Source organism: Rhodococcus erythropolis R138 (assembly GCF_000696675.2).
In the GTDB taxonomy this organism is placed as follows: domain Bacteria; phylum Actinomycetota; class Actinomycetes; order Mycobacteriales; family Mycobacteriaceae; genus Rhodococcus_F; species Rhodococcus_F erythropolis.
In genome coordinates this window covers 1,006,873-1,030,042 of the sequence record NZ_CP007255.1, presented here as the reverse complement: position 1 = coordinate 1,030,042, position 23,170 = coordinate 1,006,873, and the positions used below count along the sequence as shown (strand labels likewise).

Here is a 23,170-nt window from a genome sequence, read left to right as displayed (position 1 = left end):
ATCGCCAGGTCATGCGCCGGATTTCGTGAACTTAGCCAACTCTCGCAATCGGACCAGATCCCAGGCATGCCTGGGCCTACGGACGCCCGGACGGTCTCGGGGGACTCTGACTCTCAGTGCCTGCGGGCTGACCGTGCACCTGACGGGAGTCGGCATCACCAGAGCCTCACCGTCGACGCCGACCGGAATCTCGTCGGTGTCGGCGTCGATGATCACCTCGAATCCGGTGCCCTGAGCCAGGCCTCGTTGATGCGCCCGATGGAGTAACCCGACGGCCTGACGGGCGCTGCCGACGGAGATCGCCACGATCCCGAGAGTGCCCCGGTCCAATCGCGGGCGATGACCGAGCCCCGCCAGGTCGTTCATCTCGTACGGTCCGTTGCTGACCAGAACCGCCTGTGGACCCACCGCGGACACGCTCGGGGAGCGCGCGGTCAGCACCGCTCCGGCGCGTCCGGCGAGCAGATCCGGGAGTTTCTGCAGGAAGGTGCTGGTCTTGGCGTCGCGGTACTCCGGACTCTGGACAACTTCGGCGTATGCCCCGAACGATGCGTTGTTGACGAAGGTTCGACCGCCGACATTACCCAGATCCACCGTCACCTCGACGCCGTCGACAAGAGCGTCGAGGCACCGTGACGGATCGTCGAGGTCGAGACCCAGATCCGCGGCGAAGTGATTGCGCGTCCCGGCGCTGACGACCAGGAAGGGCAGGTCGTGTTCGGCCGCGACAGCGGCAACCAACGCCTGAGTTCCGTCGCCACCGGCAACACCGAGTAGGTCGGCGCCGTCCGCGACCGCCTGCCTGGCCAAGGCCGTCACGTCGATCTTCTCCGGCCCCTCGAGCAGTACGACCGTGGCCCCTCGTTCCTCGGCCTTGCGTTTCAAGTCGAACTTCTCGACCTTGCCACCGCCGGAGTTCGGATTCATCACGAAGAACGGTTTGGCGGGCGGCGGCGCCGGTCGCTCGACCACCGGCAGTTCCTTCTCCTCCCCCTCCAAAGCGGCGCGGGCGCAGATACCGGCTATGACGAACAATCCGATCGAGAGCAGCACCACCCACAAGAGGCGTTCTCGGATCAGGAAGGCGAGCACCACGATCGGCGTCAGAACCGCCACAGCCAACGAGATCCAGCGGAGGAATCCGCGGGTGGTCAGAAACCAGTACACCGCTACGACGCACACGACCACCCCACCGATCCCCAGGATCAGCATGGTCAAGGTTTTCAGTCCGGCGAAAATCAGGAGCACCACGACGGCAAGAACCAGCGCAGCAAATGCCGCGCGCGCCAACCAACTCTGTTTCGACGAGGGCCGATCCGTGCGGACAGGGGTCGTCATCGAGCCACCTCCCGCAGTTCGCCTCGTCGGATATTCAACTGTTGATATTGCCGTGTCTGTCTCCTCAGGACTAGCCAATTACCTACCCTCGGAAACCCACTTTTCCAGCGCTGATACTTTATGACGACACCTCGTCATAAAAAGGAGAAGGCCCGTGACAACACCGACGTCCGCAGCATGGGGATCTTCGGAGGAGCCTCTGACCGTGGTGCGGAAAGCCGGTCTTCACGGACTGCGGTGGACGGCCTGGCTGGCCGGCGCGACAGGCCTCGCACAATTGGTGTCGATCGGGCTGAACCTAACCGACACCGTCCACGGAATCGTCCCGACCACGTACCCGCCTGTAGACGTGGCCTGCAGCGTTGTCGCGCTCGTTCTCCTGGTCAGCCTGCTTGTCGGCCGACCCAACGGCCCCGCGATGTTGTCGGGTCTCGCCCTCCTCATGGCCATGCTGATGGCGCCGACCCTCCACAAACATGCACCCGAGTCGCTCTGGCTGGCGGCGGCACACGCCGTTTCGGTCGTCGCCGTCGTCATGCTGTCCGTGATGACTTCGAGGTTCTCCAGTGCCGAGTTGGATCGGCCGTGACACCGGATTCACCCCTCTCGCTTGCGGCCGAAGAATGGATCACCGATCTGACTGCCGCGGAGATGGAGCGGTTGCGCAAACGCACGACGCTCACCGCCGCCGAAGCGCAGGAAGTCTGCCGATCCGTACGCTCGATCGCGCAGCAGATGATGCTTGTACCCGTCTCGATGTGGCAGGGTGATCCACGCCTTGTTGCGGATCTGTTCGACCTCCCCGTGACCATGAATCAGACACAGGAGGATCGACCATGCCGAAGCTGACCGGTGGCGCGACAACCGCAGAACACAAGATCGCGACCCGAGAAGCCATGTTGGACGCGTTCATTCGCGAACTTCACGAGCAGGGCTGGCAGAACGTGAAGCTGCAGACTGTGGCCCAGGCAGCCGGTGTCTCACGGACAGCGGTGTACAACTACTTCCCCGACAAATCTGCGTTACTGCTTGCCTGGTCCACCCGCGAGATGGACAGATTCCTGCTCCTGGCCGAGCGTGAACTCGCGGATCGCGAGAATCCTGTCGACCGAATCGAAATCCTCGTCAAACTGACGCTCGTCGAGTTCTCACTGCAGCGATTCACGGGAATCGCGTTGGTCGAATTGCTGTCCGCGCAGGATCGCGAAAGCTTCCTCGAACATATTGTCCCGCTGTCGGTTCTGGTAGAACAGCTCGTCCAGGAAGGTGTCGACGCCGGCGTCTTTGTCGATTCCGATGCTGCCGCGTCCGCGCAACTCATCCTCGCCTGCGTGGAAAGCCGTCGCCCGATGCTCATGGCCGGCGACCGAGTGGACACCGTCGTGGCGACCACCGTCCCGTTCATCATGCGCGCGTTGGGCGTCTCGTGGCCGACTTCCCTCACCGCCGATCCCACCGCTCGGCCTGCTCACGATCGGTAGTATCGCAGGTATGCACTTCGACCTCCCGCCCATCGATCAGCAGGCCGAGCGATTGATCGAACTCGGGGTACACGAGATGGCCGGGCTTTCTGCCGGCGACGTCAGGGCAGCCGCCGCAGCCGGAAAAGGTGAGGCTGGACTGCTTACCGTGCACGAAAAACTCGCTCCAGCTTCCATTTTGACTCCCCTGCTCGAGCACAAGAACAAGCGGGGCTTCATTGTCGTCGACATGGCCGACGTCGATCTGTTCGCTCCTACCGAGCCGGCCGCGTTGCCTGATACCGCGATGTATCTGCTCGGCGAAGTCGACCGCGGGGATCACCTGGCCAATTGGAGCCCGGACGAAGCGCTTCCCGCGATCGTCGATGCCGACCGTACGCCGCTGACCCTCACCGAAGGCATTCACTGGCTGTTGCAGCGCCCCGACGTCCTCGAACGCGGAAAGTGCTTCATGACCATCGGCTCCCGATTGCGTAAGCCTGACGGAACTTTCGACACCAGAACCCCGGCTGTGTGGATCAGCAACGGAACCGGCCGGGACGGCAAAGACAACCGCAACGCCCCGAAAGTCGGGTGGTGTTGGTGGGGTAACCGCCACACGTGGTTGGGGTTTGCATCGGCCGGCGGGCGGACGTCGCTCCCGGGTTAGAGCACGGTTGCGCGGTCGAATCGGTATCGATCCTTCCACGGCATCGCGTTCTCCAGCATTGCAGCGGCAGAGAGCAATTCTGCGTCGCAACCCCATTTCGCCGAGATCATCACGCCGAGTGGAACACCGTCTTCCGTCCACCCGAGCGGCAAGCTGATCGACGGGAATCCAGTTGCGTTGGCGACGATGGTGTTTCCCGTGAAAGCGACCATGTCGATCAGTTCGGTCGCGGGGTCTTCGTCATTGCGTAGCTCACCGACTGCCAACGGCGGTGTTGTCACCGTCGGGGTGACAACAAGATCGGCGTCGGCGTAATCCAGGCTCCACCGCCGCGCCCATGCCTGAACAACTCCGATTGCCGCGGCCAGATCGCCCGACGGCACTTCGTTTGCTCGAACACGTAAGTGCTGCACTATCGGACGGAGAAGGTGTTCGTACTCTTCGGGAATGGGCTTGGTGCCGGCCAAGGACGAGAACATCGTGGTGAAGGCATCGACGAAGGCGTCGTCTCGGGCCTGAGGACGTTCGAACACGTTGTGTCCCAGGCTCTCGAGAACGACGCCCACCCTCGATACCGCCTCGGAGACTCGTGGGTCCACCGTGCCGCCGGATACCGAGCCATGAGCGAGGGCGACGGTCAGGGGGCGAGAGTGCGATCCTTCTGCCTGGACGACAAACTCTTCGAACGACTTCGGCCGGGGCGGGTGAATCGTCCCGGCGCCAGGTCGCGTCGCCAGAACATCCAGCAGTGCAGCGGTATCGCGAACCGTTCGGGCGATCGGCCCCTTGCTCGCAAAACCGAAGTTGTCGTGACCTGCCACCCCCATCGTGATCAGACCGCGACTCGGCTTGAGGCCCACGACTCCGCACGTACTTGCCGGTGAACGCAACGAACCGGCGGTGTCACTTCCCTGAGCAAACGGCACCAGACCAGCGCCGACGGCGGCCGCGGCGCCACCACTGCTACCGGCAGCACTTCGTGTGCGATCGAACGGACTGCGCGCGGGCGGAGCAACTTCCGGCTCGGTGTAACACGCTGCCCCGAACTCGGGCACCGTCGTCTTGCCGATATCGATCAGACCACCTTCTCGGATCGCCTCGACGATCTCGTCATCGGCGTCCGGCACGAAGTCCCGAAAGAGCGCCGACCCGAATGTCGTGCGGATGCCGCGAGTCGCGTCGAGGTCCTTGATGGCCGTCGGGACGCCGAACAGGCGCGGAAGCGGTCCGGCGTCCCGCTCGTCCAACCTTCGCTGGGCCTGCTCGGCGAGTTCGATCGCATGTTCCCCGGCGATCGTCGTGAATGCACCCACGTCATCGGAAGTGGTCGCACGATCGACGAAGTACCGTGCCACCTCGGGGATCGAGACCTGCTTCGCGGCGATCACTGCGGCGAGTTCGACAGCGGACAATTGATGGAGATCAGTCATGGGGCAGCACTCCTTGTAGGTCAATCGGCACTTGTAATTTCGATACGCGTATCGCTATTGTTGTCAGCATGGTATCCGAATCCGCCGGCTCCGCAAGGGCCGGTCGACCAAAAGCATTGAGTCACAGACAGATACTCGATGCTGCGGCCGAGATCGCCGATACGGACGGCCTGGACGCGGTCTCATTTCGAGTGCTCGCCGAGCGACTGGGCATATCGCCGATGTCCGTCCACCGCACTACCGGCGGCATCGACGCGTTGAGGCGAGACCTGATTTCCACCCTCGTGGGAGAAGCCGTCTCGTCGATCGACTGGCCGACCGACTGGCGCGGGGTTGCCCGCACGTTCGCCTACGGTCTACATGACCTTCTGATGAAGCATCCTCTCGTTCTGGAAGCCCATCGGCAGGCATCACTGGAAGCGCCCGGCGCCGACGATACCGCCCACCGAGTCGTGCGAGCGCTTTCGCAGGCCGGCCTCGATGACGAACAGGCCACTTACGCGTACGGCGCCGTGCATGATTTCGTGACCGGACACGTCGCAATTCAATTGGGACGCGGAGCTTTCGACAGTGCACCCGCCGATCGACGCGAGGCATCGGTGTTCGCGCTTCATCACGATCCCGCCCGAAGGTTCGAATTCGGAGTCACGCTCATTCTGGATGGCGTGGCGTCGATCGCGCAGCGAGGAAGCACAACATGACAAGTAGCGTGGCGACAACCGAAATTCGTGGCACCTCGGGGCGCCGTATCGCGTTCTGCGAGTACGGCGATCCGACTGGCCGGCCGGTAGTCGTGGTTCATGGATCACCTGGCAGCCGATACGAGGGGCTCTCGCTCGACAACGCGGCTGCGACGGCGGGTCTACGGCTGATCGTCCCCGATCGCCCCGGCTTCGGTCGCACAGATCCACACACGGACAAGGGATTTCATTCCTGGGACGACGACTACGTCACTCTGATCGATCATCTCGAGTTGGACTCGGCCGCACTGATGGGCTTCTCCGGAGGCGGCGGTTACGCGCTCGCAGTCGCTGCGGCCGTACCCGAACGAGTCTCGAAATTGGTGCTGGCGTGCGCCATGATTCCCGGAGCCCCACGAGATACTTTGCGGCGCAGGATAAAACTGGTATCCGCGCTGTACTTTGCCGCCAACTGGGCTCCCCGCATGGCTGGCGCAATGCTTGCGGGAACCGGAGTGTTCTCCAAGTTGCGCAGCGACTCCGTCTCGATCTGGCCGGCCGCCGATCAGGCCGTCATGACCGACGAGTCGCATCGCCCTGCTCTCCAATTGGATTCATCCGAAGGGATCGCACAGGGCGGATCCGCAGGGGTTGTCGACTTGGCTCGGTATCGCCACGAGATGCCAGGGTTGCTTCAATCCATCTCGGTACCAACGGTTTTCCTGCACGGAACCGATGACAGGAACGTACCCATCGAAGTTGCCCGCTGGGCCCACTCGATGATCCCCCACTCTCGCTTCGAAGAGGTCAGCGGGGGCGGTCATCTGTTCGTAGTCGCAGACCCCACTCCACTCATTCGCGCCCTCACATAACCTCTTGACTCGAACTGATGTTCGAGTATTGTTAGAGGTGGGGATCGGGGGATTCAATGAGTGTTCTGTTGTCGGATGTGGTGTCTGGTTCTGCGGTGGGGTTGCGCGGACGTCTGTGGCGGTTGTCTGCTTCTGAGTTGCGTGCTGCTGCTATCGAGGCGAGTGCGGAGATTCTTCGTCTCGAAGCTGTGCGTGTGGCGGTGGTGGACGAGTTGTCGTTGCGGCCGGATGATCAGGTGATCGCGAGCCGCGGGGTGGGGTGCTGGTTGGCGGCAAACACGATGCTGCAGGTCCGGGACGGGAAGAAGATCGCCGCGTTGGGTGCGGCGCTTCGGCCTTTTCCGGCGGTGGCTGCTCGGTTCGATGGCGGGGATTGCTCCTTCGAGCACGCGGTGTTGATCGTGGCGTTCTGCGAGTCACCACCGAAGGGGATGCCGGAGGAGGCGTTGCCTCGCTGTGTCGATTTGTTGTTGGCTGCTGCGTCGGGTGTGGAGGCGACGACCACGAAGGTGCGGAGTCTTATCGCGACCTTGGAGCGAATCTTCGAGTCCGATGAGATTCCGCCCGCCGAAGATGTCGATCGGAACGAGTTGCGGATCGCGTCGACGTTGAATGGTCGGGTGGTGGTGCGCGGAGATTTCGATGCTCTCACCGGGGAAATGTTGTTGTCGGCGTTGTCGAATCTGACGATGCCCACCCCAGCACCCGATGGAACCCCGGATTCTCGGTCTGCGGCGAAGCGGACCGCGGACGGGTTCACGGAACTGATCCGCCGGTATTTGGATTGCGCGAAGACCGGTGTCGATGGTGGTCAGCGGCCGCACGTGAACGTGCACATCAACGCACGTGATCTCGCGGAGCATCGGGACTGCGCCGCCGCACCCGCTGCTTCTGGTGACGGAGTGGCTGTGTCGGATCTTGATGTCGGACATATGCCGTGGCTCGGACCACTGTCCGTCTCGCAGACAAGGCTTCTCGGGTGTGATTGTTTCCTGTCCACGGTGCTGCTCGACGGTCACGGCGCGCCGTTGGATGCGAAACCCGGGAAACGGTTGGTGTCCGCCGAGCAGCGAGTGGCGCTGATCGCCCGAGACAAGGGCTGCGCGTTCCCCGGCTGCACATGCGTGCCCGCGTGGACCGATGCGCACCACATCCGGCACTGGGCCAACGGCGGCCCGACGGTGATGAACAACCTTGTCCTGCTGTGCCGTTCACATCATCGATTGATGCACCGCAAGTCCGGGTTCGTCGGGAAATGGGTGATCCGCATCGGCGTCGACAACAAACCCTGGTTCATCCCACCGCCCTCGATCGACCCGCAGCAGCACCCGCGACCGGCGAACACCACCTTCAAAACCTGAGAAGAACCTCAGGCACAACAGAACACGGCCCAGCACCGCATCGAAGGAGTCCTCGATGCGGTGCCGAAAGCCGTGCTCAGGCCTAGCCGGTGATCGTTCAGCCCAAGTCGGCGACGATCCGCTCGGCGAGCGGCTTCGATGAAGCCGGATTCTGGCCGGTGTATAGCTTCCGGTCCACCACGACATAAGGCGACCAGGCGTCAGCCTTCGAGAATTTGCCGCCCAACTCGCGTAGCCGAGTTTCGAGCAGCCACGGAGCCTTGTCCGCCAGACCAGCCTGCGTCTCCTCTTCGTTGGTGAACGCCGTCAGCTGATAGCCGTCGAACAGCCAGCTTCCATCGGATCTCTGGGCGGGCAGAAGTGCCGCCGGTGCGTGACAGACCGCCGAAACCACCTTGTCGGCGTCCAAGAACTTCACCAGAAGCTCGCCGAAGGATGCCGACACCGCAAGATCTTCCATCGGTCCATGTCCACCTGGCACAAAGACCACGTCGTAGTCGGCAGCATCGGCGTTCTCCAGAATCTCCGGCGAATCCAGCACCGGCTGCAGATCGGCGATGTACTTGCGCATACGATCAGCGCCTTCTTGCCCGCCGTTGACCTCAGGCGCCAGGCTTCCCTCATCCACAACGGGGGCTTTACCGCCAGGCGTCGCGATCACGATGTCGTAGCCGGCCTCGACGAAAACGCGATGCGCCTCGACCAGTTCTTCCGCCCAGTATCCGGTTGGGTGGGCTGTCCCGTCGTTCAGCGTCCAGTGATCTGCAGAAGTGACTGCAAACAACAGCTTTGTCATCGCGCAACCTTTCGTCGGTGACAGGAACCCAATTGTGACAAGAAGCCAGTTGTGACAAGACTCCATCGTCAGGCCCGATCAGTGAAACAACGTCCAGTCAGTGCAACACCTTGCCCCTGGGAGAATTCCTCACCACAACATCACGTCCCCTGCTAGTTTCCGATCGGCTTGCCGAACAGGCCTGCGACAAGTTCGCCCACTGCGTCTTCCCAGACCGGCCACGTTCTCTGATCAAGCGCCATCGATCCAGCATCGAAGGTACTGCACCCCTGTTGGGCCGGGACGCCGGCGAACCGATCACGAAGCCACAGCAGAGCACTCGGCAATGCGACGACTTCCATGCTGACATGCTCACTGAAGTGGTCTCTGGTGTAAACGACACTCGCAGAAGGATCTTGGCAATAGGTATCGACGAGTTTGTTCACCGGGCCCACAGGCACCAACCAGTCGGGATTCGACTGGTAGATGTACATCGGCACGTCAGGAACGGACTTACCCATTGCAGCTCGAGAGAGCGCGGCTCTCACCGTGGGATGTTGGACGGGATCTCCCGGTACATCGAGGAAACCTTTGATGTTGAGGAAGGGCACAGCAGCCGACGTCCAGAGCATGCACAGGTTGTCTTTGGCAGCGAAAAGCGCTCGGCCGGCGGGGTTTATGTGCTGATCTATGAAGCCTGCGAGTTCAGAATCTTCTCGGCTCACTCCGATGACACCGGCAGCGACGATCCCGGCCCCTAGAGCGTTGTTGGCATTGTCGAGCAAAGCACCGAGATCGGCTGCAACACCGCCTTCGGCGACTCCGACGACATTCAGTTCCGGGGCATAGGTGCGCCGCATTTCAGCCGCGTGACCAGTAGGAATCGACCCGCCCGAGTACCCGAGCAGCCCTACTCGAGTCGACCGACCTTGCAGCTCCATGGGTTCGAAGTTCTCGGCGGCACGAATACCGTCGAGCGTGATCCGCGCGGCTACCGGGCCGGACGCGAAAGAAGAATTCGGCCCCTGATGATCGGGCACCGATAGTGCCCAGCCCTGCGCCAGCGCCGCTTGCACTTCGAGGAACTGCGCCCCACCAGTGGCAGCGCCCGTCACCAGCCACGGCAATGCGCCCTGCTGCATGACATACGAAGGTGCGCAGTAACTTCCGAGCGAGTCTTCGGCCATCTGAAAGGACAGCAGCGGACGCGGCCCGCCGTCGCGAGTGTCGCCGCGAGGCTTGATCACTGTGGTGACAGCCGGAATCGCCTCACCCGCAGCGTTATTGGAACGATATGAGATCTGCCACGCATCAACATTGGTCGGAATCAGATTGAGAGTACCGAGATTCACTGTACGCGCGGCAATGATCTCACCCGGCTCCTTGGATTCGACGACCCCGGCGGGCGGTTCATAAAAGGCCTGGTCCAGCGCAGGCAATAGCGGCGCAACCGCAGGCGGCAGGGCAGGCTGGACCTGAACGTGGGTAGGAACACCTCCGTCCGGTGCCGCTGAGGCAGGTGCCGAAAGTGCGATCTGCCCGATTACTGCAATCACGGCAATCGCGAAGCCCCCGCGTTGTCGGTCAGTTGTCCAGCGTCGTCCCATACCAATTCCTCCCCGAAAAAGCACAGATTGCCTTGTGTTGCCGCAGTTCTCATCACGGGCGCACAAGTTAGATGCGAGTGTCTAACATATTGAGGACGAGAGTAGAGCGTTGTGGGCTGGATTACAATCCCCGGTGTTCGTGACCTATTCGCCGGCACGAAGGGGCGCGTCGTCAATCAACGCGTTCAGGAGCACCGTCATCAGATCCACCAGTACCGACACAGGGGGACGAGGCTCCGTAGTGCTCCACTGGTGCACCAGCGCGGTAAGCGCACCGATGAAGGCAGTGGACGCCCACCGGTAACCACCCGGCGGTTCGTAATCGTCGCCCACAATCCCTTTGATGATCGACTCGAAAAATGTTGCCCAAACCGAACGTTGGTCCACACGATGCTTTTCCACCCGAGGACTGACACCCACGACGTCGATGAAGGCAACGTGTGCACGTCGCGGGTCACTTCCGACCGACTCGACGAAGGCAGCCATGGCCGTTGCTGCCTTGTCCCGCAGATTGACCGAAGGCTCCGCGTCGAGTGCGTCGACCATTGCAATTCTGGCGTCGAGTTGAATCTGGTCATACAGCGCCAGGAGTAGATCCTCGCGGCTACCGAACTCGTCGTAGAACTGCCTTCTGGCCAAACTCGCGGACGCACAGATATCCGCCACCGAACTTCCGGCATACCCCTTGTCGGCAAACACACTGAGAGCAGCATTCAAGAAGAGGGAACGGCGCTCGGCCTTGCGGGCCGCGACCGACCTTCCTCCATAGTTCCTGTCTGTTTCAGCAATTGCCACGCCTGCCAGCGTATGCGGCATCGCGCTGCAGACAAAACGCACCTGACCTGCTGCGCAGTTCAGTCGCCGACGCTGGCGCGCTCACGCCGAAGTGCGATCAGGTCAGTACGAAGGCCACGGCAAAAAGTGTCCAGGCGGCAGCAAGAACCGTCGACGCCGCAGTAACTGCCCCGGTCACGGCAGGTCGAGTGCTGCAGTTGCGCGCCGCGATGATCCCGACCGTCATCAAGGTCAGCGCCATCAGGAATGACAGAACCACGATCTTCACCAGCAACCCCTTCGACGTCGGCCAACAGAACCGAAGGCCATTTAGATAGTACACAAATAGATCGTGCATTAATCAAATTGAATCAGTCAGGAAATTCTTGACAACATTCAATTGAAACTGTCAGGCTAAACCTGACGAATGGAGAACTTCTCATGCAAGATCTGATCGAGACCGCCCTGACCGCAAAGATCGAGACCGCCGCAACTTCGACGGCTAACGTCGCAATCGCCGAGGCCGGCGCGCAGGCGGACAAGATTGTCGGAACGGATCCATTACCTGGCAGCCCCGAATGGGAGGCAGAACAGGACACCGACATCCCGGCGCAGCGTCAGATGGCGTGGCAATTGGCAAGTTTCCGGATCCAGCTCGCCGCAGGCATCGATTCGACGGCAAGCGTCATGAGCCTGCGAAGATTCGGCGCAACATGGGCAACCATCGGCCGCGCTGCCGGCATGACCCGTCAGTCCGCCCATGAACGGTGGGGTCGACGTGTATCGGACATGCTCGATCCTTACGGAGTCGGAATGCCGCCCATGGTGCCGAATGATGATCCGACTCAGCCCTGACTACCAATCGTGTGACTACTGATCCGACAGCAGCGCATCCGCTTTCGCGACCAATACTGCACGCTCACGCTCATTTCCGGCCAGCCTCGCTGCTTCGAGGAGTTCGGTTCTAGCCTCCTCGGATCGGCCGAGCTGACTGAGCAACTCCCCCCGAACACTGGGAAGCAGGTGGTACCCGGTCAATTCACCTGAAGCGACAAGCTTGTCGACGAATTCGAGCGCAGGGCCAGGACCGTATGCCATGGATACCGCCGCCGCATGATTGAGGTCGACCACGGGCGATGGGGCCAGTTGCGCCAACGCCTCGTAGAGGATGACTATCTTCTTCCAATCGGTGTCATCGAAAGTTGCTGCTCGCGCATGACATTCGGCTATCGCTGCCTGCAAACCGTACGGGCCACGTCCACGCCCGACGGCGTCAGCTCGTTCCAGCGCCGCAAGCCCACGCGAGATCTGTAGGCGGTCCCACCTAGTCCGGTCCTGGTCCGCCAGCAGGATGGGCGCACCTGTCGAGGTTGTCCGAGCGCCGAATCTCGAGGCTGTCAGCTCCATCAACGCGACAAGGCCGTGTACCTCGGATTCCCCGGGGACCAATTCGGCGAGTATTCGCGCGAGCCGCAGAGCTTCAGCACTCAGGTCCGCCCGCATCCACTCGTCCCCCGAGCTGGCTGCATAACCTTCGTTGAACACCAGGTACAGGACTCCGAGGACGGCGCTCAACCTGCTCGAAAACTCTTCTCGTCCTGGAACTTCGAAAACCGCTTTCGAAGCGGTCAACGCCTTCTTCGCACGGACTATCCGCTGTTGAACTGTCGCGGTCGGCGTCAGGAACGCCTTCGCAATTTCTTCGGTTGTCAACCCGCCCACCACCCGAAGAGTCAGGGCCACCTGCGCTTTTCGATTCAACACCGGGTGACAGGCGATGAACATCAGCCGGAGGACATCGTCGTCGATCCGATCCGGATCCCAGCTGACGTCGTCGAAATGCGAAGCGTCGTTCTCGAGTTCACGCGCAAAGTGGGCGTAGCGCTCGTCCAACCTCTCACGTCGTCGCCACCCGTCGATTGCTCGACGCGTCGCAACGGAAGTCAGCCAGGCAGCGGGATTTCGGGGAACGCCGGTGGCAGGCCACTGCTCGACAGCTTCGAGCAGAGCCTGCGCTGCCAGGTCTTCGGCGAGATCAAGATCTCCGACGGTGCGAGTCAACGTGGCGACGATCTTCGCGGATTCGATTCGCCAGACCGCGTCGACAGCCTTTCTCGTTTCTTCTCGCACCGTCTCGTCGGTCATGGTTCAGCCTGCGACCGGACGATCGGTACCGAGCTCTTCGCGCCAGCCGGCTTCCTTCTGGATGTACTCGTTGTCCTGATCGAAGTCCGACATCTCGCTCACGCGGCGCACCTCGAGCTTGCTTCCCGGCCCGAGCGGGCAGCGCTTCGCCCATTCCAAGGCTTCGTCTTTGGTCGACGTCTGAATGATCCAGAATCCCGAGAACAACTCCTTCGTCTCGCCGTACGGGCCATCGGAGACCAGCGGCGGATCGGACTCGAAATCGACGATGAATCCCTCCTCCATCGCCAATCCCTCACCCGCCAGCAGCACACCGGCCTTGATCAAGGATTCGTTGTATTGCCCCATCGCGGCGATGATCTCGTCGAAGTCCATGTCCTTGGATGCTTCGATGGCTTCGTCGGTGGAACGCATGATCAGCATGTACTTCATGAGAATCTCCTTCGTTTGTGGACCGCTCATTCGGTCCCTCTGCCTACACGTCGAACGGCAAAGACGCCGATCGACAAACTTCCGAAACTAATTTTCGAAGGACAAATCCGCCGGTCGAATACGTTGCCCACGGTATCGGCAGAAGGGTCGTCTGGCAGCTCAGAAATCGAGAAATCCCGGCACGACTTCATCGGCGAGCCCGGCCGCGTCAGCGCTCCCGTAGAAATACACCGAGCCGTAGCCAAACAGGTATTCCTCGACGAACTCGGGTTGCGGCTCGGCAACCACCGGCCATCCCTCTTCATTGATCTGGAACAGGAAGCGATGCCCGTCCGCCTCGACGGCATCGGCGTAGGACGGTTCATTTTGTATGAGTACCGGTTGCGGCGCGATCAACACCAACGGCATCACTTCGTCGTCTGCGGGAAGATTGACCAACGCCGCGCTCCCCAGGCCCTCGTGAGTGCCGGCCGATTCCGCACTTCGTGATGACGGCGGGTGCAGGACTGCACTGAACCCGATGTCCGGGTATTCGAGGTCGTCGTCGCCGATGGAGAATCCCCGACGGATGAAGACGGAAAGCTCTCGCGCACCGAGCCACGAAGCCGTGTGCGCCTCGAGCGTCAAGAGATACTCATGCGTCTGCAAAATCGGCTGACCAGCGACAACCTGCGGCGGGCGTCCACCGATCCTGGACCCAACTTCCGAATCGCTCGAACCCACCCCGAGATGTACGCTGTCCACCGGCGTCATCCTAGGGAGATCCGACGCGCGTCGGAAGAAGACTTTCCGATTTCCTACAAACCACTGGTGACGTAGGCCACATTCAGGATCGATGATGAGTGCATGACAACATTCCCCACTCTCGACCCCGAACTCGCCGCAGCACTCACCATGCTCCCGAAGGTGGACTTCGCTGACCTCCCCAACGCGCGGGCCACCTACGACGCTCTGATCGGCGCCATGTTGGCCGACCTGCCATTCGACGGAGTCTCGCTTCGGGAACTGTCCGCTCCTGGCCTGGACGGCGATCCGGAAGTCACGATTCGTTTCTTCACCCCGGACAACACCGCCGGCCCTGTCCCCGTTCTGCTCTGGATCCATGGCGGCGGATTTGCAATCGGCACCGCTGAGTCCAGCGATCCATTTTGTGTCGAGGTAGCGCGCGAACTCGGATTCGCCGTTGCAAACGTGGAGTACCGCCTCGCCCCCGAAACCTCCTTTCCCGGTCCCGTCAACGACTGCTACGCCGCACTCCTCTACATCCACGCCCATGCCGAGGAACTGGGGGTCGATCCCAGCCGCATCGCAGTGGGCGGGCAGAGTGCAGGCGGCGGATTGGCCGCAGGCACTGTCCTCAAAGCCCGCGACGAGGGCGTTGTGCCCGTGGCATTCCAATTCCTCGAAATTCCTGAACTCGACGACCGTCTGGCGACTGTCTCGATGACGAACTTCGTCGACACACCGTTGTGGCACCGCCCCAACGCCATCCTGTCGTGGAAGTACTACCTCGGCGAGTCGTATTCAGGTCCCGAAGATCCTGACGTCTCCATTTACGCTGCGCCGTCCCGGGCGACCGACCTCACCGGTCTGCCGCCGACCTACCTGTCCACCATGGAACTCGACCCGCTCCGCGACGAAGGAATCGAATACGCCCTTCGACTGCTGCATGCGGGAGTCAGCGTCGAATTGCACTCCTTCCCCGGAACCTTTCACGGGTCGGCACTAGTGGCGACCGCAGCAGTCAGCGAAAGAAGTGCCGCCGAAGCCCTCACTGCGCTCCGGAGAGGGTTGCGTTCGCTGTCGCCTGTCTCGTAGCGTTGCGAGATGCAAGGACTGATGTACCGGCTTGCCGAGCTCGATGCAGACTCGGCAGGCCTGGTACGTGTCATCGATTACTTCGACACGCTCGTGCGGCACGGCTCCGACACCGCATCTCTGCTTCGCGCGAGCGCGCAGTTGGCGGACTGCGTTGTAGGTATCGAGATCGTGGAACACGGTAGAAGCAAGAAGAATTTGCGCCGTTGTGACCCACGCGGCCGATGGTCGCCCGAACCCCAGTTCCCTCCGAGCATGGCCAGGGACATCGCTGTAGACGACGAGGTTCTCGGGAAAGTATGGATCGAGCGTCCTGGTGCGCACTTGCCGCTCGACGAAATGCTCGTCGACCGAATGGCCCTGACCGCGGCGATAATCCTGCAACCCCGACGCTTGCCTACCGAAGCCGAGCACACTCGAAATCTGTTGTTCCCGATGGATGAACTCGCGGTGCTCACCTCCTGCGCCGGTCTCGGTATCGAACCCCAAACCCCAGTCCGCGTCATGGCAACCAAGGCAGTCTCAGACACGGCCGGCGGCACTGCACACCTTGTTATTTCGCAAGATTGCACACCTGGCAAAGCTGTTGGGATAGAAGCTGATGGCGAGTATCTGAATCTCGTGGCGGGTTCGTTTGCACCGACACCCGAGCTGTCCGAGTCAGCACTGTCGTCATCCATTCGCGCCGGAATATCTTTGGCTGCTTCCGCTTCCGAAGTGAATACAATACTCAGCACTGCACGATTCGCTCGTGCACAGGCGTCAGCAACAACACCGATCGTGAACGCAGACGATCTCGGCGCCCTCAACCTCCTGGCACCGGGATCACACATCGATCACTCGCGAATACCGGATCTGGTTCTTGCCGAAGAGATCGGCGATACCAAACAGGGATTGGAACTACTCGAAACCTTGAGGGCATACCTGCAATCCGGAACATTGAGGGCCGCAGCCGATTCCATGCATCTTCATCACAGCAGCGTCGCGCACCGATTGGCGAAGCTGTCCCAGCACGTCGGATTCCACGTCGACACCATCGAGAACCGGGCACGCGCAACGGCCATGATGCTGGTCCTTGATGGCGGATAAGGCCCACCGCGCATCACTTGCGCTACGCAGTGGTTGACGATCTTTCGCGTTCGGCGAGCGCAACGAAGGGTGCAAGCGCGGGATTCGGGTTGTCCGGACGGTAGGTCACGGCAACTTCGAGAGTCGGCTGCACACCGGCGATCTCACACAGATGAATACCCGGAATTCGGAGCATCCGGGCCCGCCCCTGCGGGATCGGCGCAATTCCCACCCCGTCCGAGACGGCGTGCAAAACCTGCTCGTCGTCAGCCTCGAATCGAACGATATTGGGAGTGCTGTCGGGCCAAAGCTGTTCGAGCGTCCGCGAATACATCCCGGGTGCATTCGCCTCGGGCCAGAATACGACGGGGATGTCCACCAGATCTCCGAGTTCCAGTGTCGTTCGATCCCCGAACGGATGATCCACGGGAACGGCGACCAGGATAGGTTCGGTGTCGAGGACGATCAGGGGAAGTTCACGATCGTCGTCATCGAGCGGCGGTCGCACAACCGCGATGTCGACGGCTCCGGTTCGGACGAGGTCGACAGTCTGCGCCGAAGTGCCCCGGTGCACGACAACTTCGACGCCTGGATAGAGCTTGCGATAAGTGCTGACCAGATCCCCGACGGCGCCACCCGCCCACGAACGGGTGTACGCGATGCGCAGTTCCCCGTCCACACCGCGAGCAGCCAATCGAATTCGTTCGACCGCCCGGTCTGCGCACCCGAGCAAGAAGCGTGCCTCTCGTACCGCTACCCGCCCCGCGTCGGTGAAAGTGAACTGCGGACCTCGGCGATCCACCAGAGGAACTCCGAGTTCGCGCTCGAGAACCTTGATCTGCTGACTGAGTGCAGATTGCGCCACGTGGACGTTCGCGGCGGCGCGAGTGAAGCTGCCGTGATCCGACAGAGCAATCAGATAGCGGGCGCGCTGCAGGTTCATACGGCGATTATAAGAAGAACAGATGGTGGTGTCACTACTTGGTCTTGGACAGCGCATCACCTGAGGTCGGAGGATCGAGTGCAGATTGCTCTACCGCTCGTCTCCCGAAAACTGTCCCCCGAACGATCACAAGGTTGAACATGAGCTCCCGAACACTCGTCGAAGCACGCGAATCTGCAACGGACGCGAGGTTCTTCGACGCGCTCGCAGAGATCGTCGGCGAAGCGCATGTTCTCACCGATCCAGAGCTGATCGAGGGTTACACACGGGACTGGACGGGACGTTGGATCGGTGACGCAATAGCTGTGGTCCGTCCGGCCGACACCGCCGAAGTGTCCGCCGTCGTCACGACCTGCTTCGAGGCCGGGATTCCCATCACCCCGCAAGGTGGAAATACAGGACTTGTCGGTGGCGGAATACCATCGGCTGGATCAGTGGTGCTGAGCACCAGGCGTTTGGATTCGATCGAGACCGTCGACCCCATCGGCCGGACAATCGCGGCCGGTGCGGGCGTGACCGTCGCTCGCGCCGACCTGGCGGCCTCCGCACATGGCCTCCGATTCGGAATCGATTTGGCATCAAAGGAATCCGCGACTCTCGGCGGCATCGTCGCAACCAACGCCGGCGGTACCCGCATGGTCCGATACGGAAATACACGGGCACAGATACTCGGGATCGAGGCAGTACTTGCCGATGGTTCGGTACTGAGTAGATGGACTCCACTCGTCAAAGACAATGTCGGATACGATATCCCAGGTCTTCTTGCGGGCAGTGAGGGAACGCTCGCGATTGTCACCAAGGTTCTGATGAAGTTGGTCACCCCGGCGACCGACACCCAGGTCGTGCTCGCGGGTGTGCGCGACGTCGATCAAGCGCTGCAGCTGTGTAATCGAGTGCACCAGAGCGGGTTGACCGTGGAGGCCGCCGAGATCATGACCGACGACGGCATCTCCCTCGTCTGCGCGCACACCGATGCCCGTCGCCCGTTCGGCACACCGTCACCGATGTACACCCTGATCGAGGTGTCATCGCCGCGCGAGACGGAAGAGTCGCTCCTGGAAGTTCTCTCTGCCTCTGCCGATCTCATCGAGGACGCGACAGTGGAGCCTGGCCCCGCTCGAAAGCTGTGGACTCTGCGAGAAAGCCATACCGAAAGCATCAGCGCTTCATCGACGACGCCGGTGGTCAAACTCGACATCTCCGTCCCCTTGTCCGTGATGGGCATGTTCATCGAGAGCCTCCGCGAAGTACTCACCGAACGATTCGTCCATGTGCGTCCAATGTTGTTCGGACACTTCGCCGACGGGAACATCCATGTGAATCTTCTTGACGCCGAACCGAGCATCGCCCACGAACTGACCGATACGGTCTTCGAACTCGTCTCCGCCCATCACGGAAGTATCAGCGCCGAGCATGGGATCGGTCGCGCGAAGTCACCGTGGATAGCGCTGGGGCGCACGGAAACCGACATCGCCGCCATGAAGCTGATCAAATCGTCCTGGGATCCGCGTGGAATCCTCAATCCTGGAATACTGTTGCCCGAAACGGTCGGGTAACAGAAGGGGTCTCGTGCAGGATCTTTACGTCGTCACTCATCCTCATGCCGAACACACAGCACAGGACATCGTCGGAGGTTGGCACATTCCGTTCTCACGCCCGCCGGCAGGCGCGATGCAGAGTTGATCGCCGAAGAGTTGAAACGTCGACGCACAGGAACTTCGCGCCCGATCCGCATCACCTCTTCCGACCTCGAACGGTGCGCCGAGACATCCGCGATCATCGCCCGGACGCTCGATGTTCCGGCGACAACAGACTCTCGATTGCGCGAAATCAGCTTCGGAGAAGCCGAAGGGCGCCCGAACTCGTGGCTGACCCAGCGGCAGGTTCCGGCTCCTGACAACAACCGCCTCGATCACCGTGGCCCCGTTGCCGGTGCCGAAACCCGCCGCGACATCGCATCAAGGGTCGGCGAGTGCGTGCGCGAACTGATGACCGAACTCGATCACGATCACATCGTCGTAACACACGGATTTGCACACACATTCGTCGTCTCCGCTTGGCTGCAGATCCCCGTCGAAGCCACAGGGTTTGCGAACTTCGCGACCACGCCCGGGGCCATCACACATCTCCAACACGACGACTACTGGCGCAATCGAACTCTCGCGCAACTAGCCGATACGACGCACTTGGCCTGTGGCACGATGGCCTGATGCGCCATGTTTCCGACGACGAACGCCGTGCACGCATAGGAGTACGTCACGCGCTGGCGCCTTCGTTCCGCGTCGATTCTCCGGAAGCTGCCACGCGGGCGATGACGGTACTGCACGCCACCGAATCAGCGACGGTCTATCTGTCTTGCTGGGCGAGGGTTCGGTCATTGGACGCCACTGACGTCGACAACGCCTTGTACGACCAACGCAGTCTCGTGAAGCAATTGGCTATGCGCCGCACGCTCTTCACCTTTCCCCGAGACTTGCTGCCGGCCGCGTGGTCGAGTGCGTCCGCCCGCGTCGCGAACACCGAGCGCGCACGAATGGCCAAGGATGTCGTCAAGGCCGGAATCGCCGTCGACGGCAACGACTGGCTCGATCGCGCGCGGGCGGAGGTTCTGACACTGCTCACCGATGCCCCTGAAGGACTTTCCGCACTCGAGGTCCGTCAGGCAGTACCGATGACAGACGTCAAGGTCGAGGGTTCGGCAGGCGAAATCTGGTCGGCACCCAGGGTTCTCACACACCTCGGGGCGACCGCAGACATCATGCGCGGCGCCAACACCGCCCGATTCCCCGTCTCACGCCCACTGTGGACTCTCACTCGACACTGGCTCGACGACGCCCCCATCGATCTCGAATCTGCAGACGGATACCGAGAAATAGTCCGACGCTGGCTCCACTCCTTCGGACCGGGGACCGAAGACGACATCGTCTGGTGGCTGGGCTCGACCAAGACGGTCGTCCGGGCCGCCCTCGCCGAACTCGAAGCCGTTGCAGTCTCACTCGACGGAGGCGACACCGGCTGGTTACTACCGGATGACGTCGCCACGGTGCCTGATCCAGGTCCTTGGGTGGCACTCCTACCGGTGCTCGACCCGACGATCATGGGGTGGAAGAACCGTGACTTCTATCTCGGCCCGCACCGCAACCAACTCTTCGACACCCGAGGTAATGCCGGCACCACAGCTTGGGTCGACGGTCGTGTCGTGGGCTGCTGGATCCAAGACGCCGCCGGAGTGGTCCACGTTCGAGTACTCGAATCCGTGTCCGCGGATGCGCAACGGGCGCTCGACGCCGAGGCAGTTCGCCTGACCGAGTGGCTGGGTGGCGTCAAGATCGGCACCGGTTATGTCTCGCAGGCTATGAAGCAAGCGGTTGGAATTGCTGCAGCTACGCCTTGACGACGTAACCAGAACACTGTTCTAGCTGGTCTTTCTGCTGACGCCATCCATGGGCGGTAAGGCAACCATCGACAAGTGTACGAAACGTACAGTACACTTTGTCAGTCAGTGATTGACCGATCTAGGAGGTTCCATGGAGGGTCAAGCAGTTCGTGAATACGGTGCGTTCATCAACGGAGCGTTCCGAGCCATGGGCACATCCACATTCGAGGCGCGTGACGCCGCTTCCGGCGCTCTACTCGCCACACTGTCTCGGTGCGGGCCCACAGAGATCGACGACGCGGTCGAAGCCGCCAGGCGGGCATTTCCTGCATGGTCGAACCTGACCGCTGAAGAACGATCCGCCAAAATCTTGCAGTTTGCCGCGCTCGTGGAGGATCAGGCCGAAGAGCTTGCCCAGCTCGAATGTATGGATACCGGGCGCCATATCAGTGAGATGCGCGAGGACTATCGAGCCGCCGTCTCACATCTGCGATACTTCGCGTCAATCTCGTTGGCCCACCATGGCTTCGGCCGCGAGTTGGCATCGGGATACCTGGTCGCGAAGCGAGTGCCATTGGGCGTATGTGGACAGATCATTCCCTGGAACGATCCCGTGGTAATGACGGCGTTCAAGATTGCACCTGCTCTGGCTGCGGGAAACACAGTGGTCCTCAAACCTGATGAAAATGCTTGCGTTTCCGTCATGGAGCTGGCCAGGATCGCCGCCGACGTGTTTCCCGCAGGCGTTTTCAATGTTGTCCCTGGTCTTGGCGAGGAAGCCGGCGCAGCCCTGATAGACCATCCGAAGGTCAGCAAACTCGCTTTCACCGGAAGCACCGAAGTCGGCCGACTCGTGGCACACGCCGCAGCCTCACGGCTGATCTCGACCACGCTCGAACTCGGAGGCAAAAGTCCCAGCATCGTGTTTCCTGATATCGAGGACATCGATGCAGTGGTCGCCGATGCCACCGCAGGTGTCCTCATGTGCAACGGCCAATCCTGCTTGGCCGGAACACGTCTCTTCATCCACGAGGACATCTATGACACCTTCGTGGAAAAACTCGTCGCAGGATTCCGATCGTTGCGAGTCGGGCCGCCACTGAACGAGGACACCGAACTGAGCGGATTGATCCACCAGGAACACGCCGAACGTGTGATCTCCATGATCAGATCCGGTATCGACGAAGGCGCACAACTACTTACAGGCGGTGATCTGGTAGAAGTGCCGGGATTCGAAGCCGGAAACTTCGTCGCGCCGACGATTCTCGAGGTCGCCAACTCGATGCGAATCGCACAGGACGAAATATTCGGACCTGTCCTGTGCGTCCTCAGATGGAACAACTACGAGCACGTGATCGCAGAAGCCAATGACACTCCGTACGGTCTCGCTGCTGGGATTTATACCTCCAACCTGAAGAACGCGATGGAAACCGCGGATCGTCTTGATGCGGGCTGTGTCTGGATCAATCAGTACTTCAATCTGGGAGGCGGTGTCCCCTTCGGGGGATTCAAGGAAAGCGGCCTGGGGCGAGAGTTCTGCCTCGAGACGCTCAACGAATACACCCAACTCAAATCCATCACTGTCGCCACGTCGACGCCCACGACAAACCAAGGAAGCACAAATTGAAAATCTCGGGAAATACCATCTTCATTGCCGGCGGAACCTCCGGTATCGGCCTCGCACTTGCAGTGGGATTGCAGAACGAGGGGAACAAGGTAATCGTCGGAGGGCGTCGATCCGCTCTGCTCCAAGAGATCTCGGACAAGTACCCGGGCATCAGCACGGTCGTCATCGACGTGGACGACCCGAGATCCATTCGAACCGCACATGAATCCGTCACGGAGGAATTTCCCGATCTGAACGTCCTCGTGACGATGTCGGGAATCATGTACCCGGAAGACTTGAAGAACCCGGACTTCCTCGACATCGCCGAGAGAACGGTCACGACAAACCTTCTCGGAACAATTCGCTTGGCCGGCCAGTTCATCCCGCATCTGATGACGAAGCCCAATGCCACCATCGTCACCGTCTCATCCGCCGTCGGCTTCGTCCCGCTGCCCGTCACGCCCACGTACAACGCGACAAAGGCGGCGGTTCATCTCTTCACCGAGAGCATGCGCGTACAACTCGCCGATACCTCGATCCGGTGCATCGAACTCATCCCGCCAGGAGTCCGCACCACGCTGATGGGTCAGGAGAACTCGGAATCAGCTCTGCCACTTGATGACTACATTGCCGAGACCATCGGCCTACTGAAGGCGCACGACGACGCCACGGAAATCGTGGTCGACGCCGCCAAGCCGCTTCGCAACGCCGAGATCAACGGTGAGTACCAGCTAGTACTGAAGATGCTCAGCTGACACCCGAGTGTTGAGGCACATCGCAGTGCGGGGAGGGCAATTCGCCCTCCCTGCGCTGCG

Annotated in this window: 25 protein-coding genes; 15 read left to right on the top strand and 10 right to left on the bottom strand. The window is 61.2% G+C overall.

What is annotated here, in order from left to right; translation table 11 throughout:
* Positions 1 to 9: 9 nt before the first annotated feature.
* Entirely contained in the window at positions 10 to 1,338 is a 1,329-nt protein-coding gene (locus H351_RS04725; RefSeq protein ID WP_020909604.1) for a diacylglycerol/lipid kinase family protein, read from the bottom strand.
* Positions 1,339 to 1,492: 154 nt separating this feature from the next.
* Between H351_RS04725 and H351_RS04720 the strand changes: the two genes are divergently transcribed.
* From H351_RS04720 to H351_RS04705, 4 genes are read left to right on the top strand one after another with little or no spacing between them, the layout of a single operon-like run.
* Positions 1,493 to 1,927, top strand: a complete 435-nt coding sequence (locus H351_RS04720; protein ID WP_029256603.1) for a hypothetical protein — start codon at positions 1,493 to 1,495, stop codon at positions 1,925 to 1,927.
* The gene (locus H351_RS04715; protein ID WP_019745914.1) at positions 1,924 to 2,187 is read left to right on the top strand and encodes a hypothetical protein; all 264 of its coding nucleotides are present in this window, start codon (positions 1,924 to 1,926) and stop codon (positions 2,185 to 2,187) included. The genes H351_RS04720 and H351_RS04715 overlap by 4 nt, the downstream gene beginning before the upstream one ends.
* Positions 2,175 to 2,819, top strand: a complete 645-nt coding sequence (locus H351_RS04710) for a TetR/AcrR family transcriptional regulator (protein ID WP_019745915.1) — start codon at positions 2,175 to 2,177, stop codon at positions 2,817 to 2,819. Before H351_RS04715 ends, H351_RS04710 begins: the two co-directional genes overlap by 13 nt.
* 10 nt (positions 2,820 to 2,829) lie before the next feature.
* A complete protein-coding gene (locus H351_RS04705; RefSeq protein ID WP_019745916.1) occupies positions 2,830 to 3,468 on the top strand; it encodes a DUF5701 family protein in 639 nt (212 codons plus the stop codon).
* Here H351_RS04705 and H351_RS04700 read toward each other — a convergent pair.
* Positions 3,465 to 4,898, bottom strand: coding sequence for an amidase (locus H351_RS04700; protein WP_029256604.1), 1,434 nt, complete (start codon positions 4,896 to 4,898; stop codon positions 3,465 to 3,467). The two genes, H351_RS04705 and H351_RS04700, sit on opposite strands and share 4 nt — an antisense overlap.
* A gap of 68 nt (positions 4,899 to 4,966) precedes the next feature.
* Between H351_RS04700 and H351_RS04695 the strand changes: the two genes are divergently transcribed.
* Genes H351_RS04695 through H351_RS04685 form a run of 3 tightly spaced genes read left to right on the top strand, consistent with a single transcriptional unit; the run spans position 4,967 to position 7,811 of the window.
* Entirely contained in the window at positions 4,967 to 5,599 is a 633-nt protein-coding gene (locus tag H351_RS04695; RefSeq protein WP_232253178.1) for a TetR/AcrR family transcriptional regulator, read from the top strand.
* Complete coding sequence (locus tag H351_RS04690; protein ID WP_029256605.1) at positions 5,596 to 6,450, top strand: alpha/beta fold hydrolase; 855 nt, start codon at positions 5,596 to 5,598, stop codon at positions 6,448 to 6,450. The genes H351_RS04695 and H351_RS04690 overlap by 4 nt, the downstream gene beginning before the upstream one ends.
* Before the next feature lie 56 nt (positions 6,451 to 6,506).
* On the top strand, positions 6,507 to 7,811 hold the full coding sequence (locus tag H351_RS04685) for an HNH endonuclease signature motif containing protein (RefSeq protein ID WP_059016320.1): 1,305 nt from the start codon (positions 6,507 to 6,509) through the stop codon (positions 7,809 to 7,811).
* 97 nt (positions 7,812 to 7,908) lie between these two features.
* On the opposite strand, the gene H351_RS04680 is transcribed toward H351_RS04685, so the two are convergent.
* The 4 genes from H351_RS04680 to H351_RS32240 all read right to left on the bottom strand — a co-directional run bounded on the left by H351_RS04680 (position 7,909) and on the right by H351_RS32240 (position 11,256).
* Positions 7,909 to 8,607 (bottom strand): type 1 glutamine amidotransferase domain-containing protein, encoded by a 699-nt coding sequence (locus tag H351_RS04680; protein WP_021345989.1) that lies wholly within the window; start codon positions 8,605 to 8,607, stop codon positions 7,909 to 7,911.
* A 152-nt stretch (positions 8,608 to 8,759) separates the two neighbouring features.
* Positions 8,760 to 10,193: a lipase family protein gene (locus H351_RS04675; protein WP_029256606.1), complete on the bottom strand. Its 1,434-nt coding sequence runs from the start codon at positions 10,191 to 10,193 to the stop codon at positions 8,760 to 8,762.
* Positions 10,194 to 10,337: 144 nt separating this feature from the next.
* Positions 10,338 to 11,009: a TetR/AcrR family transcriptional regulator gene (locus H351_RS04670; protein ID WP_081051136.1), complete on the bottom strand. Its 672-nt coding sequence runs from the start codon at positions 11,007 to 11,009 to the stop codon at positions 10,338 to 10,340.
* 76 nt (positions 11,010 to 11,085) lie between these two features.
* Positions 11,086 to 11,256 (bottom strand): hypothetical protein, encoded by a 171-nt coding sequence (locus H351_RS32240; RefSeq protein WP_021333309.1) that lies wholly within the window; start codon positions 11,254 to 11,256, stop codon positions 11,086 to 11,088.
* A gap of 152 nt (positions 11,257 to 11,408) precedes the next feature.
* Between H351_RS32240 and H351_RS04665 the strand changes: the two genes are divergently transcribed.
* On the top strand, positions 11,409 to 11,822 hold the full coding sequence (locus H351_RS04665; protein ID WP_020971251.1) for a hypothetical protein: 414 nt from the start codon (positions 11,409 to 11,411) through the stop codon (positions 11,820 to 11,822).
* A gap of 15 nt (positions 11,823 to 11,837) precedes the next feature.
* Here H351_RS04665 and H351_RS04660 read toward each other — a convergent pair whose 3' ends face one another.
* The 3 genes from H351_RS04660 to H351_RS04650 all read right to left on the bottom strand — a co-directional run bounded on the left by H351_RS04660 (position 11,838) and on the right by H351_RS04650 (position 14,297).
* Positions 11,838 to 13,112, bottom strand: a complete 1,275-nt coding sequence (locus H351_RS04660) for an RNA polymerase sigma factor (RefSeq protein WP_029256607.1) — start codon at positions 13,110 to 13,112, stop codon at positions 11,838 to 11,840.
* Positions 13,113 to 13,115: 3 nt separating this feature from the next.
* Positions 13,116 to 13,544, bottom strand: coding sequence for a YciI family protein (locus H351_RS04655; RefSeq protein WP_007735729.1), 429 nt, complete (start codon positions 13,542 to 13,544; stop codon positions 13,116 to 13,118).
* 159 nt (positions 13,545 to 13,703) lie between these two features.
* Positions 13,704 to 14,297, bottom strand: coding sequence for a hypothetical protein (locus H351_RS04650; protein ID WP_029256608.1), 594 nt, complete (start codon positions 14,295 to 14,297; stop codon positions 13,704 to 13,706).
* A 93-nt stretch (positions 14,298 to 14,390) separates the two neighbouring features.
* On the opposite strand from H351_RS04650, the gene H351_RS04645 reads away from it, so the two are divergent.
* Both H351_RS04645 and H351_RS04640 read left to right on the top strand, forming a co-directional pair.
* On the top strand, positions 14,391 to 15,362 hold the full coding sequence (locus H351_RS04645; protein ID WP_021333307.1) for an alpha/beta hydrolase: 972 nt from the start codon (positions 14,391 to 14,393) through the stop codon (positions 15,360 to 15,362).
* Between the two features lie 9 nt (positions 15,363 to 15,371).
* A complete protein-coding gene (locus H351_RS04640; RefSeq protein WP_229756694.1) occupies positions 15,372 to 16,451 on the top strand; it encodes a helix-turn-helix domain-containing protein in 1,080 nt (359 codons plus the stop codon).
* A gap of 22 nt (positions 16,452 to 16,473) precedes the next feature.
* Here the strand turns inward: H351_RS04640 and H351_RS04635 are convergent, their stop codons facing one another.
* A complete protein-coding gene (locus tag H351_RS04635) occupies positions 16,474 to 17,373 on the bottom strand; it encodes a LysR family transcriptional regulator (protein WP_029256610.1) in 900 nt (299 codons plus the stop codon).
* A 140-nt stretch (positions 17,374 to 17,513) separates the two neighbouring features.
* On the opposite strand from H351_RS04635, the gene H351_RS04630 reads away from it, so the two are divergent.
* The 5 genes from H351_RS04630 to H351_RS04610 all read left to right on the top strand — a co-directional run bounded on the left by H351_RS04630 (position 17,514) and on the right by H351_RS04610 (position 23,110).
* A complete protein-coding gene (locus H351_RS04630; RefSeq protein WP_029256611.1) occupies positions 17,514 to 18,929 on the top strand; it encodes an FAD-binding oxidoreductase in 1,416 nt (471 codons plus the stop codon).
* Between the two features lie 78 nt (positions 18,930 to 19,007).
* Positions 19,008 to 19,583 carry a histidine phosphatase family protein gene (locus H351_RS04625; protein WP_244891440.1) on the top strand — a complete coding sequence of 192 codons (576 nt, stop codon included), beginning with the start codon at positions 19,008 to 19,010 and terminating at the stop codon, positions 19,581 to 19,583.
* The gene (locus H351_RS04620) at positions 19,583 to 20,767 is read left to right on the top strand and encodes a winged helix DNA-binding domain-containing protein (RefSeq protein WP_029256612.1); all 1,185 of its coding nucleotides are present in this window, start codon (positions 19,583 to 19,585) and stop codon (positions 20,765 to 20,767) included. Before H351_RS04625 ends, H351_RS04620 begins: the two co-directional genes overlap by 1 nt.
* Before the next feature lie 133 nt (positions 20,768 to 20,900).
* Positions 20,901 to 22,376 (top strand): aldehyde dehydrogenase family protein, encoded by a 1,476-nt coding sequence (locus H351_RS04615; RefSeq protein ID WP_037119932.1) that lies wholly within the window; start codon positions 20,901 to 20,903, stop codon positions 22,374 to 22,376.
* On the top strand, positions 22,373 to 23,110 hold the full coding sequence (locus H351_RS04610; protein WP_021333299.1) for an SDR family oxidoreductase: 738 nt from the start codon (positions 22,373 to 22,375) through the stop codon (positions 23,108 to 23,110). Before H351_RS04615 ends, H351_RS04610 begins: the two co-directional genes overlap by 4 nt.
* Positions 23,111 to 23,170: the final 60 nt, after the last annotated feature.